Here is a 12,743-nt window from a genome sequence, read left to right as displayed (position 1 = left end):
GGCAGCAGGGCGGCCCCCGCAAGGGGTTACACGGTCACTCGCGCTCCGGGGCGCGATTAATCGGGGAAACCATGAGGGGTGCGCCCACCAATGCGTCAGGGTCCCGTCGCCGGAAACCGCCGGGTTACTGAAATCGCTCAGCCCCGCCGCCGAACGCGTTCGACAAGTCCCCGCTGGCGCCACCCGGCAAAAGCTCCACGTTGCCGCCATGTCGCCCGCCCCGTCCCGAGTCTTTGGCTGCCTCACCCTGGCCGCCGCGCTCCTGCTCCCGGTCGGTTGCCGCCACGCGCCCACCGTTCCGGCCGCGCCCGTCCGGATCATGGCCGTGGGCGACTCGATCACCGAGGGCGGCGCCGCGTTTGCGACGTATCGCGTTCCGCTCGCCCGCCGGCTCGCCGCCGCCGGCTACCGCGTCGCATTCGTCGGCACCCGCTCCGGTCCCGGCTCCGCACCCTCGCTCGCGCACGAGGGCTACAGCGGCCGCAACACCGAGTACCTCGCGCGCGTCGTTCCTGCCCACTTTCAGGCCCAGCCGGCGGATATCGTGCTCCTCCACAGCGGCCACAACCACAGCGTCGAGGAGCAGCCAATCCCCGGCATCGTCGCCGCCACGCGCGAGTTGATCGCCGCCTTCCGCGCGACCAATCCCCGCGTCACCGTCCTGCTCGCCCACGTGATCCCGGCCGGGAAGCTGCCGAAGTACCGCTACCTTCCCGAACTCAACCGCGCGCTCGCCCGCCTGGCGCTCGAGCTCGACCGCCCCGGCCAGCGCGTCATCGGCGTCGATCTCGCCGCCGGTTTCAACTGGCCCACCGACACCGTCGACGACCACGTGCACCCCAACGCCCAGGGTGCGGAGAAGATGGCCGCGGGCTGGTTCGAGGCGCTGCAGGCCGTCCTGGGACCGCCCCGCCGGTGAGCTACTGAGCGATTTCAGCGGCCGCCCGGTGGCGCGCCGACCCGGGCTGCGGATAACTCTGGGCGATGCTCCCCCGCCCCGCCCCGCTGTCCGGACTCCTGCTTGCGGCCCTGCTCCTGACGGTCCCCGCGGCACACGGCAGCCCGCGGGAGCGTCTCCTGCTCGATCGCGGGTGGCGTTTTCACCTGGGCGATCCCACCGCCGTGGATCCGGCGGTGTTCGCCTACCCGGAGGTCGACGCACTCGAGCGCACCGCCCACGCCCACCTCGACGAGGAGCCACGCCTCGCCCCGCTGCGCCGCAGCCCGGCCGACCTCAATGCCGGGGCGCCCATCGCGTTTGCCCAATCGGACTTCGACGACAGCGCCTGGCGGATGCTCGACCTGCCGCACGACTGGGCCGTCGAACTGCCGTTCAATCCGCGCGCGTTGCGCAACCACGGCTACAAGAACATGGGCGCGGGCGTCTCGGCCCAGAACTCCTGGGCCGCGCTCGAGGTCGGCCAGTCGGTGCAGGACCTCGGCGGCGTCACCGGCAACACCATCGGCTGGTACCGCCGGGCGTTCGACCTGCCGGCCGGTGATCGCGGCAAGTCGCTCTGGGTCGAGTTCGACGGCGTGTACCGCAACTGCCTCGTCTGGCTCAACGGGCGCTGCCTCGCCCGCAACGTCAGCGGCTACAGCAGCTTCAAGGTCGACCTCGCACCCTTCGCGAACTTCGGCGGCCGCAACACCCTCGTCGTGCGCGTCGACGCCACCCGCACCGAGGGCTGGTTCTACGAGGGCGCGGGCATCTACCGTCACACCTGGCTGGTGAAGACCGCGCCGGTCCACGTCGCCCACTGGGGCACGTTCGTCACGTCGATCCTCGCCGCCAACGGTGACGCCACCGTCACCGCCGAGACCACGCTGCGCAACGAGGGCTCCGCCCCGGCCCGCGTCCGCCTGCGCTCGCACGTCATCGCGCCGGACGAACAGGTCGTGGCGACAAACGAGGCGCCGGCGTTCTCACTCGCGGCCGGCGCGACGGTGACGGTGTCACCGACCCTGCCGGTCCCGCAGCCCCGGCTCTGGTCGCCGGAAACGCCCGCCCTTCATCGGCTCGTCTCCGAGGTCCTCGTCGGCGAGGAGGTGGTGGATCGCTTTGAGACGACGTTTGGCATCCGCACCCTCCACTTCGATCCGCAGGAGGGGTTCATCCTCAATGGCCGCCGCTACGCGATCCACGGGACCTGCAATCACCAGGACCATGCCGGCGTCGGTAGCGCCCTGCCCGATGTTGTCCAGTACTACCGCCTTCGCCGGCTGAAGGAGATGGGCTGCAATGCCTACCGCAGCGCGCACCACCCGCCCACGCCCGAGTTGCTCGAGGCCTGCGACCGGCTCGGCCTGCTCGCCGTGCCCGAGAACCGCCGCTTCGACGCCACGCCCGAAACGCTCAGCCAGCTCGAGCGCCTGATCCGCCGCGACCGCAACCACCCCAGCGTCATCCTCTGGTCCCTCGGCAACGAGGAGTTCAAGGACGCCATGCAGGGGAACGAAGAATGGGGCGCGCCCATCGCGCGCACGCTCCAGGCGCTTGCCCGCCGACTCGACCCGACGCGGCCGACGACGATGCCGATGAACGCCGACTGGGGCAAAGGGTTCTCCCGGATCGTGGACGTCCAGGGTTTCAACTACCTCAAGCTCGGCGACGCCGACGCGTTTCATGCCGCGTTTCCGCACCAGCCCGCCATCGCGACCGAGGAATCCTCCAACGTCGCCACGCGCGGCATCTACCAGGCCGATCGCGTGCGCGCCTACGTGCCCGCCTACGCGACCACGTTTCCCAAGTGGGGCGCCGCGATCGACACGTGGCTCCCGTATTATCAGCAGCGGCCGTGGATTGCCGCCGTGTTCATGTGGGCGGGCTTCGACTATCGCGGCGAGCAGTGGCCGTACGACTGGCCCGCGATCAACTGCCAGTTCGGCATGATGGACACCTGCGGGTTTCCGAAGGACAGCTTCTATTTCTGTCAGGCCTGGTGGTCGGACGCGACGGTGCTGCATCTCTTCCCGCATTGGAACTGGGCCGTCCGCGACCAGGAGCCGATTCCGGTGCGCGCCTACACCAACGTCGACGAGGTGGAGCTGTTCCTCAACGACCGGAGCCTTGGCCGGAAGACGGTCCCGCGCGGCGGCTACGTCGAGTGGCCCGTCGTGTATCAGGCGGGCACGCTCCGCGCCGAGGGTTACCGGGGCGGCAAAGTCGTCGCGACCCGCCGCGTCGAAACCACCGGTCCCGCCGTGGCGCTGCGGCTGACGCCCGATCGCGCCGACCTTGCCGCCGATGGCGAGGACTGCGCCGTCATCACCGTCTCGGCGGTCGACGCCGAGGGTCGCCCCGTGCCGACGGCCATGGATGCCGTGGACTTTGAGATCACCGGCGCCGGCCGGATCATCGGCGTCGGCAATGGCGATCCGTCGTGCCACGAGTCCGACAAGGGCACGCGACGCAGCCTCTTCAACGGGCTCGCCCAGGTGATCGTGCAAACCACGCGCACGGCGGAGCCGTTCACGCTCACCGCCCGCGCCGCCGAGCGCGAGCCCGCCGTGCTCACCGTAAGCCCGCGCGCCGTGACCCCGCGGCCGGCCGTGCCCGTTCCCGCCCCTTCTTCCCGATGACGCATCACGATCTCCACTCCGACTTCGTCGTGGTAGGCGGCGGCCTGGCCGGCGTCTGTGCCGCGGTCGCCGCCGCCCGCAATGGCGCCCGGGTCATCCTCGTACAGGACCGCTCCGTCCTCGGCGGCAACGCGTCGAGCGAGATCCGGATGCACGTCGTCGGCGCCGACGTCCACGGCCGCCGCCCGGGCGCCCGCGAGTCGGGTTTGATCGAGGAGTTCCGGCTCGAGGACGCCTGCCGCAACCCGCAGCGCTCGTACGCGCAGTGGGACCTGCTCCTTTACGAGAAGGTCATGGCGGAGCCGAACGTCACCCTGTTGCTCGACACCGACTGCACCGGTTGCGCCATCGAGACAGTCGACGGGCTGCGCTGCATCCGTTCGGTCACGGCGGTCCGGCAGTCCACGGAGGACACGTTCACGCTGCATGCGCCGCTGTTTGCGGATTGCTCCGGCGACGGCCGCCTCGGCGTCGAGGCCGGCGCCGAATTCACGATGGGCCGGGAGGCAAAGGCCGACTTTGGCGAGGACCTCGCGCTCGACGTGGCCGACCGGCACACGCTCGGCAGCTCGATCATGTTCACCGCGCGCCGCCACGGCACGCCGCAGCCGTTCGAAACCCCGGCCTGGGCGCGACCATTCGATGCCACGGCGTTTCGGCTGCGCCCGATCGAGGGATACGACTACGGCTACTGGTGGCTCGAATGGGGTGGGCAGCACGACACGCTCAAGGACAACCCCGCCATCCGCCACGAGTTGCTGCGGATCGCCCTCGGCGTCTGGGGCTACGTGAAGAACTCCGGCCGCTACCCGGAGTCCGCCCCTTGGGCGCTCGACTGGATCGGCGCCCTGCCAGGCAAGCGCGAGTCGCGTCGATTCCTGGGCCCCCACGTCCTGACGCAGCAGGAGCTCCAGGCGGGGACGGTGTTCCCCGACACCGTCGCGTACGGCGGCTGGCCGCTCGACCTGCATCCGCCCGAGGGCATCGATGCGCCCAATGAGCCGCCGTGCCGGCACATCCTGCTCCCCCACTTGTACGGCATCCCCCTGCGCGCGCTGTGCTCGCGCAACGTGGGCAACCTCTTCTTCGCTGGGCGCAACATCAGCGCGACGCACGTGGCGTTCGCCAGCACGCGCGTGATGGCCACGTGCGCCGTCATGGGCCAGGCCATCGGCACCGCCGCCGCCTTGGGGCGCAACGCCACCGACGGCCCGATTGCCGCCCATTTCACCGGCGCCGCCCTCCAGCAGCTCCAGCAGCGGCTCCTCCGCGACGACGCGTTCCTGCCCGGCATCCGCCACGAGGATTCCGCCGATCTCGCCCGCGGCGCCCGCGTCACCGCCTCGTCCGAAACCGCGCTCGGTCCCGCAGCGCAGGTCACCGACGGCTGGACGCGCGAACTGCGCTCCGATTTTGGACCGTGGGCCGACGGCAACACGCATCGCTGGGAATCCGCAACATTGCCGGCGACGCTCACGCTCACATGGACGGAGCCGGTGCAGATCGCGGAGATTCACCTCACGTTCGACTCCGGCTTCACCCGCGAACTGACGTTGAGCGCCAGCGAGGCGGCGAACCGCCGGATCATCCGCGGTCCGCAGCCGGAACTGGTGCGCGACTTCGAACTGCTTCTCGACGGTGTCGTGGTCGCCCAGGTGGCGGGCAACCGGCTGCGCAAGCGCGTCCAACGTCTGCCGCAGGCGCAGCACGCGCGTGAACTCACCTTGCGCGTCTCGGCCACCCACGGCATCGATCACGCGCGGGTCTTCGAGATCCGGGTCTATTCCACCGCGTCATGATGCTTGCCCGTCTGCTCACCCTGGTCGTCCTGCTGGCACCCTCCGCCGCGCTGCGCGCCGCCGACGCGTGGTTTCATCCGCGCGAGGGACTGCCGCACATTGCCGCGGCGCGGCAGGCTCCCGCCGGGAGCGTGCTCCGGGTCGCCTACCTCGGCGGCAGCATCACCGCCGCCCCCAACGGTTGGCGCTCGCTCTCCGCCGACCTCCTCCGGCAGCTCCTGCCCAGCGCGACCATCGACGAAATCTCCGCGGGCGTCCCCGGCACCGGCTCCGACCTTGGCGCCTGCCGCCTGCAACGCGACGTGCTCCGCCACGCGCCCGACCTGCTGTTCGTCGAGTTCGCCGTCAACGACGCCCAGGTGCCGCCGGAACGCATCGAGCGGACGATCGAGGGCATCGTCCGCCAGACCTGGCGCGCCCGGCCCCAGACCGACATCTGCTTCGTGTACACCGTGGCCGCCGCCTCGCTGCCGGACATCCAGGCGGGCCGCTACCAGGCCTCGGCGCGCGCGATGGAAAACGTGGCCGCTCACTATGGCATTCCGTCGGTGCATTTCGGCGGCGAGGTCGCCGCGCGACTTGAGCAGGGGCGGCTCGTGTTCAAAGGCCCGGCGCCCTCGGGCGCGCCCGAGAGCATCGCCGTGTTTTCCGACGACGGCGTTCATCCCACCGCCGCGGGGCATCGGGTCTATGCCGATGTCCTGGCCGCCGTCCTGCCGCAGCTGCTCCAGCCGAGTACGGCGCAGCCGCACCGACTCCCGCCTCGCTTGCACGCTGACAACTGGGAGCACGCGGGACTGCGGCCGGTGACACAGGCCCGGCGCGACGGCGCGTGGGCGCCCGTGTTGTCGGACGACGCCGGGTTGCGGGGCGTGCAGAAGTCCCTGCTCCCGCCGACGTGGCGCACGGAACAGCCCGGCGCGGCCGTCGAGTTTGAATGTACGGGCACCATCGTCGGGGTCCTCGGCATCGCCGGACCCGACAGCGGGAACTTCAAGGTCACCGTCGATGATCGTCCGGCCGTCATCACGACGTTCTTCGATCGCTACGCCAGTCCGACCTTCTGCCGTCTCCGGGAGTGGTTCTATCCCGAAGCGCTTCCCAGCGGAACCCATCGCGTGCGCATCGAGCTCCTCGCGACGGGGCCGGACAAGCTGGGCATCAAGGCCGCCGCCCATCAGCCGCTCAGCGATCCCGCGCCGTACCGACCCAATCGCCTCACCTTGAGCGGGCTGCTCGTGGTGGAGGAGTGAGCATGAGAACGGCGAGCCGAACTGCCGCATTGCGCCGGTCGGAGCGGCTCACTCAGCTCTCGGCGCCGATGCCGCCCCCACTCCGCTGCACCATCAAGCACATCGCTGCGCGCGCCGGCGTCGCCGTATCCACCGTCTCGTACGCGTTGCGCAACCACCCGAGCATTCCACCGGCCACGTGTCAGCGGATCCAGGCGCTCGCCGCCGAGCTTGGCTACCGCCCGGATCCACAGATCTCCGCCCTGATGGCGCACATCGGCCGCGGCCGGCCGGTCCAGTCCGCCGGGCGCATCGCACTCGTCTGGGTCCATGGCGGACGTGACCTCACCCGCGCCGAACCGTTCTTCGCCGGCATGCGCGAGGGCGCTTCCGCCCGCGCCGGGCTGCGCGGCTACCACCTCGAGGAGTTTTGGCCCGCCGAGGACCGGCTCAGCGGGGCGCGGCTCTCCGGCATCCTCCGCACCCGCGGCATCAGCAGCGTCATCTTCTCTCCGGGCATCGAAGGCGTTTCCGCCAACCTGCAGCTCGCATGGGAACACTTCGCGTGCGTCGTCCTAGGCCACGCCCGCTGGCCAGTGGAACTGCACCGCGTTGCCCACGACCACTACCATGCGGTCGGCGAATGCCTGCAGCGCATGACCGCGCTCGGCGTGCAGCGTCCCGCCATCGTGCTCACCGAGGAGATCGACCTGCGGACCGACAAGGCCGTGCGCGCCGCGTTCATGACGCACCACCCTTCGGAATCAAAGGCCCGCAGCCTCATCTACGCGCTCGACCGCTCGCCGCGGCCCGCGTTCGGCCGCTGGCTCCGCCTTCATGATCCCGACGGCGTGCTCCTCCTGCGCCGGGAAATGTGGGCCGAGATCGCCCACCCGGGCCTCGAGCGGCTGCGCCAGGCCCGGCGCGTGTGGTGCGCCAACTGGCAGGCCGACGATCCCCTGGGCCTGCCCGGCATCCAGCAGCGTTACGACCTCGCCGCCCGCGCCGCGGTCGATCTCGTCACCGGCCTCGAACAAAGCCGCAGCTTCGGTCTCCCCGATCATCCCCAGTGGGTCCAGATCCGCGGCGACTGGCATCCGCAGCCGGGCGTGCCCGCGGCCGCGGCGACGCCCGCCAGGTCCTGAACGGTTTCAGTGACGCCGCGGTTCGCGCGCCGCGCCGTCCGCCTTCCTCTTCTCCGCGTCGGTCGTCCGACGTTACCCTCCCCATGTCCATCCCTCGTCCAAGCCGCCGCGCCTGGTGGTTGCTCCTCCTGCTCTTCGGGATCGGGCTGCTCAACTACCTCGATCGCCAGACGCTCTCGATCCTGAAGGCGACGCTCAAGGTCGAGCTGGCGCTCACGGACATCCACTACTCGTGGCTGGTGACCGCGTTCATGGCGCCGTACATCCTGTTCTATGTCGTGAGCGGCCGGCTGGTGGACAGGTTCGGCACGCGCCGGAGCCTCTCCGCCTTCGTCGGGATCTGGTCGGTAGCGAACATCCTCTGCGGCTGCGCCCAGAACCTCGCGCAACTGGCTGGCGCCCGGGCCCTCTTGGGAGCGGCCGAGCCCGGCGCGTTTCCGGCGATCCAGCGGGTGATGATGACGTGGTTTCCGCCGGAGCGGCGGGCGTTTGCGTGGAGCCTCCTGAGCCCGTGCACCACGGTCGGCGCGATCCTGGCGCCTCCGCTGGTCGCGCTCCTCACGACGACGTGGAGCTGGCATTGGGCGTTCATCCTGCCCGGCGTAGTCGGTTGCGTGCTCGCCGCGGGCTGGTGGCTGACCGACCGGAATCCGCCGGCCGCGTCGGGCGCGGCCGAGGCGGAGCCCGCCGCGGTGCCGCTGCGGACGATCCTGGGCGACACGCGGGTATGGATCCTCCTCGGGGCGCGCGCCGTGACCGACCCGGTCTGGTACTTTCACCTCTTCTGGCTGCCGGGTTACCTGCAGGAGCGGATCGGTGTTTCGCTCTCCCAACTCGGCTGGATCGGCTGGATCCCGTCGTTTGTCGCCTCGCTGGCGGTGATCCTGACCGGCCGGATCACGGACTTCTTCGTCGCCCGGGGGCGGCCGCCGGCGCGCGTGCGCGTCACGATGTTCGCGCTCGCCGCGGCGTTTGCCCCGCTCGGCGCATTCACCACCTTCGCGCCCTCGCTCCTCTGGGCCCTGGTGCTGATCTCCGCCGTGGCGATCATCTGCCAGATCTGGTTCTTCGGCCAGGGGCTCCTCGTAGCCGACATCTTCCCGCGCAACTCCGCGGCGACCATTGCCGGCCTCCTCGGGGCCGTCGGCGCCAGCGGAGGACTTTTAATGAATCTCGTAGCCGGTCCCCTGATCCAGCACATCGGCTACGTGCCGGTCTTCATCGGTCTCGCCTGCCTTCATCCCCTGGCCGCGGTGCTGCTCTGGCGCACGCTGCCGCGACTCGTCCGTGCCGCATGATTCGTCCGCTCCTGCTCCTCGTTCTCTGGGTCGGTGCCCTCTGCGGCCCCGCGCTTGTCGCCGCCGGCCGGCCCACCGACTATTTCGTCGCGCCCGCGCCGGCGGGCGACGATGCGCACGACGGCTCCGCCGCCGCCCCGTTTGCCACGTTCGAACGCGCGCGCCAGGCCGTCCGCGAGACGCTGGCCGGCGGTCGCGCGCCAGCCGACATCGTCGTCACGTTCCAGCCCGGGATCTACGAGCTGGCGGCACCGGTGCGGTTCGACGCCGCCGACTCGGGGCGCGGCGGTCACGTTGTCACCTATCGCGCCGCGCCCGACGCCCGCGTGATCCTTAGCGGTGGGCGGCGCGTGACCAGCTGGCGACGCGTCGATGCGGCCACGTACGCGGCGGAGGTCGGCCACGACGCCGACTTCCGGCAGCTCTGGATCGGCGAGCGTCGCGCGATTCGCGCGCGGCACCCGAACGTTGGGGAGACCTTCACGCTCACGACGGAAAAGGCCGCCGACGGTTTTGACGTGCCGCGGGCCAACTTCGGGGGCGCCGAGCTGCGGCCGGACGAGGTGGAGATGTCCGTCCTGATTGCCTGGATGCACAAGCGACTCCGCATCAGCCGGGTCACCGGCGACGGCGACACCGTCCGCGCCGTGATCAATCCACTCGAGTGGGACGCCGTCACCCGGCAGCCGCAGGGCGACCGCCGCTACGAGCACCGCGCCTATTGGCTCGAGAACGCGGCCGCGTTTCTCGACGCCCCCGGGGAGTTCTTCCTCGACCGGCCGACGGGCACGCTCCGCTACCGCCCGCGCGACGGGGAGAACCTCGCGACCGCGGTCGTGATCCGCCCCGTATTGGAAAACCTGATCGTCCTGGCCGGGACGCCCGCCGCGCCCGTGCACCACCTGCGTTTCGAGGGCTTCACGTTCGCCCACACCGGGTGGACGCGCCCCAGCGTGGCCGGCTTCGTCGACGTGCAGGCAAACTCGCTCGTGCCCGCCCAGCCCGGGCAAGCGGACGATCCGCAGTACCGGCACAACCAGCGCAAGGACCGCATCCCCGCGGCGTTTCAGGCGCACACCGCCGACCACGTCGTCCTGCGCCGCAACCGCTTTCTCCACCTCGGAGGCACCGGCGTGATGTTCACCGGCGGCGGCGACGACAACGCCATCGAGGAAAACGCGTTCGTCGACCTCGCGGCCGGCGGCATCGAGATCGGCGAGGACGCCGCGCGGCCGAACACGCCCCGCCTCTTCCCGCGGCGCAACCGCGTCGCCAACAACTTCCTCGCCCATCTCGGCCAGGACTACTTCGGCTCGGTCGCAATCCTCGGCTACTACACCGACGCGCTGGAGATCGCCCACAACGAGACCGTGGGCCTGCCGTACACCGCGATCAGCGTCGGCTGGGGCTGGGGCCAGCCGCCGGCGCCGCCCGACGCGCGTGCCAATCGCATCACCCACAATCGCGTGCAGAACTTCATGCGCCGGCTCGACGACGGCGGCGGCATCTACACCACCGACCGCCAGCCCGGATCCGAAATCGCATTCAACGTCATCGCCGGCATGGTCACGCCCGATCCCGGGACGAAAGCCGGCGGCGCGCTCTATCCGGACCAGTTCACCTCGGGCTTTCACATCCACGACAACGTCGTCACCGACGCCTCGCGCTGGTTGTACATCTGGAACCCGAACATCCGCGGCAACCGCGTCACGGCGAACTACGCCGACACCTCCGCGCTGCGCAACGACGGCACCGACAACCAGGTCGAACCCGCGGTCCTGCTGCGCGCCGGCGCGTGGCCGGCCGAGGCCAACACGATCGCCGCCGCCGCTGGACTCGAGCCGCGCGCGGCCGGAGTCCGCGAGACGGCGCTCAGCGCCGACGACGTGTTCGTCGATCCCACCAGCGTGGATTTCCGCGGGCTCCGCGGGCACTGGAGTCCCATGGCCGCCAGCGGCGGAGCGGTCCGACTCGTGGCCAACGACGTCGATGCGATCGGCCAGTGGCTACCCGTGATTCCCCGCTCGGGCCGGTATGAAGTCGCGGTCTGGCGCGAACCCGGCGATCCCGCCGCGCGCTACGTTCTCCAATCTCAGAACGGGCGCACGGAAGTCCCCGTCGCCGCCGCGGGCGAGCGCGGCTGGACGTCCCTCGGCCAAACCACCTGGGCCGCCGGCCTGTCGGGCGAAGTCTCGGTCACGCGGGCAGACAAAACCGCCGCCCCGCTGCCCGCCAGCCCCCTCCGCTTCCGCCCCCTCAATCCCCGCTGAGCGCCTGAGGGGCAAACTGATACATCGGAATGCCGGGGGTGAGCGCGGCATTGCCGACCGCTTTTCCCGAGGCGAACTGGTCACCAAGCTTGAGGCCAAAGGCGCCCTCTATCCGACAGATCTTTGGCTCGGCGGCGACAGACAGGCATGCGGCCGCGAGAAAGCGGACAAAGGCTCTTTGGAAGCTATCCGTCTTGGAGATCATCGGAGCTCAATTTTCGGCAGGAGGAGACTCGGTTTCACGAAGGCGCCACTTAACTTTCTCGACCACCATATCCAGAAAGGGGCGGAGCTGGTCATGGATTGGTCGAGAGATTTCGTGTGAGTCGACCGAATGAAGCCCAGTGGTTGAAAGATGTGAGACATATAAAGCCCCAACATCGGCTGAGACAAAATCAGCCACGCGCCGCTCGGTGCCGTTGGTGCGAATCGCCATCTCAAATCCAAGCTTCATCACTACGTGTGGCCCCAATGTACCCTCTACATCGGCGGAAGGCTCCCAAGCCCGAATGGCCACAGAGGCATTCGGCAAACCTCTCTGAAAGGCGTTGCGCAGATAGTTGCCAACGGGAACCTGATGCCGTTCCACGATCTTTGCAGCGGGATATGGCAATGTAAGCAGTTCGAAGGTATCGCCAGGTGCTGCACCTGTCAGGACAGCAGTCACGGGCAGCGGCGAGAGAGTGGTGGCGCGCGGCGGGTCCAAGACTTCACACCCCGAAAAGACGACGACAAACAGAGTCGCGCCAAGCAGCCGGAATCGGTGACAGACTAGCTGGAGCGCTCTTCGCATCAGTTGGAGCGGAGACTGGAAGGTTCGAATCACGGCAAAGTAGGCGCGTAGGCTCGGGCGACTGGTTCGGCTGGAGCGTCCGTTAGGGGACGAAGCGCGACCATAGTGTTCCGGTGGCGAGGGCCAGAAGAGCGAGACCCAGCAGGACATAGAAGGATCGGGCGCCGGCATCGCCGAGTACTCTCCGAACCATCTCAGCGCGTGGATGGTCACGGAGGGAGCGCCATTGGACCGTCGCCGTACTGAACGCGAAACCAGCTGCAGCCAGGAGAAATATAGCAGCTGCGATCGATGACATGCGGTTCGTTCTATTGCGATCTGCCGAATATCAAAGATGCGCCCTCACCCGAGCGGGCGAGCCGTTTGGTCGCACAGGGTGGAGCGGAAATGAAATGCGAGAATCACGCCGATAGCAGCTCATTGGCTCGGGCGACTGGTTGAACCAAGCCGCTGCGCGGCGGTGCGGTGCGGTGAGCATGGGATGAGTCGGTGGTACTGCCTTGGCGGTCGTTGATCTACGGCGAGGTCGGTCGTCGCGAAGGTGGTAGGGCGAGCCGGGATCGGCAAGGATGTTGTGGTCATGACTAACCATAAACCCACAGCCATTAAGGCGCGCAATCGGCA

Annotated in this window: 9 protein-coding genes; 7 read left to right on the top strand and 2 right to left on the bottom strand. The window is 69.4% G+C overall.

Going from position 1 to position 12,743, the window contains the following annotated elements; all coding sequences use genetic code 11:
• The first annotated feature begins 208 nt into the window (after positions 1-208).
• From DB354_RS20155 to DB354_RS20125, 7 genes are all read left to right on the top strand, one after another.
• Positions 209-919 (top strand): GDSL-type esterase/lipase family protein, encoded by a 711-nt coding sequence (locus DB354_RS20155; RefSeq protein ID WP_158277629.1) that lies wholly within the window; start codon positions 209-211, stop codon positions 917-919.
• Between the two features lie 65 nt (positions 920-984).
• A complete protein-coding gene (galA, locus tag DB354_RS20150; RefSeq protein WP_107837442.1) occupies positions 985-3,582 on the top strand; it encodes a beta-galactosidase GalA in 2,598 nt (865 codons plus the stop codon).
• Positions 3,579-5,381, top strand: coding sequence for an FAD-dependent oxidoreductase (locus DB354_RS20145; protein WP_107837441.1), 1,803 nt, complete (start codon positions 3,579-3,581; stop codon positions 5,379-5,381). The genes galA and DB354_RS20145 overlap by 4 nt, the downstream gene beginning before the upstream one ends.
• Positions 5,378-6,634, top strand: a complete 1,257-nt coding sequence (locus DB354_RS20140; RefSeq protein WP_107837440.1) for an SGNH/GDSL hydrolase family protein — start codon at positions 5,378-5,380, stop codon at positions 6,632-6,634. The genes DB354_RS20145 and DB354_RS20140 overlap by 4 nt, the downstream gene beginning before the upstream one ends.
• Positions 6,635-6,702: 68 nt before the next feature.
• The gene (locus DB354_RS20135; RefSeq protein ID WP_158277628.1) at positions 6,703-7,758 is read left to right on the top strand and encodes a LacI family DNA-binding transcriptional regulator; all 1,056 of its coding nucleotides are present in this window, start codon (positions 6,703-6,705) and stop codon (positions 7,756-7,758) included.
• A gap of 83 nt (positions 7,759-7,841) precedes the next feature.
• Positions 7,842-9,056 (top strand): MFS transporter, encoded by a 1,215-nt coding sequence (locus DB354_RS20130; RefSeq protein WP_107837438.1) that lies wholly within the window; start codon positions 7,842-7,844, stop codon positions 9,054-9,056.
• The gene (locus DB354_RS20125; protein WP_107837437.1) at positions 9,053-11,326 is read left to right on the top strand and encodes a right-handed parallel beta-helix repeat-containing protein; all 2,274 of its coding nucleotides are present in this window, start codon (positions 9,053-9,055) and stop codon (positions 11,324-11,326) included. Before DB354_RS20130 ends, DB354_RS20125 begins: the two co-directional genes overlap by 4 nt.
• Here the strand turns inward: DB354_RS20125 and DB354_RS20120 are convergent.
• Together DB354_RS20120 and DB354_RS22115 are read right to left on the bottom strand one after the other, a co-directional pair.
• A complete protein-coding gene (locus tag DB354_RS20120; protein WP_107837436.1) occupies positions 11,313-11,531 on the bottom strand; it encodes a hypothetical protein in 219 nt (72 codons plus the stop codon). The two genes, DB354_RS20125 and DB354_RS20120, sit on opposite strands and share 14 nt — an antisense overlap.
• Positions 11,532-11,537: 6 nt before the next feature.
• Entirely contained in the window at positions 11,538-11,993 is a 456-nt protein-coding gene (locus DB354_RS22115; protein ID WP_146180343.1) for a hypothetical protein, read from the bottom strand.
• Between the last annotated feature and the right edge of the window lie 750 nt (positions 11,994-12,743).

The organism is Opitutus sp. ER46 (assembly GCF_003054705.1).
Classification (GTDB): domain Bacteria; phylum Verrucomicrobiota; class Verrucomicrobiia; order Opitutales; family Opitutaceae; genus ER46.
Note: the sequence above shows the minus strand (reverse complement) of the source record. Positions and strands in the feature narration are given on the sequence as shown.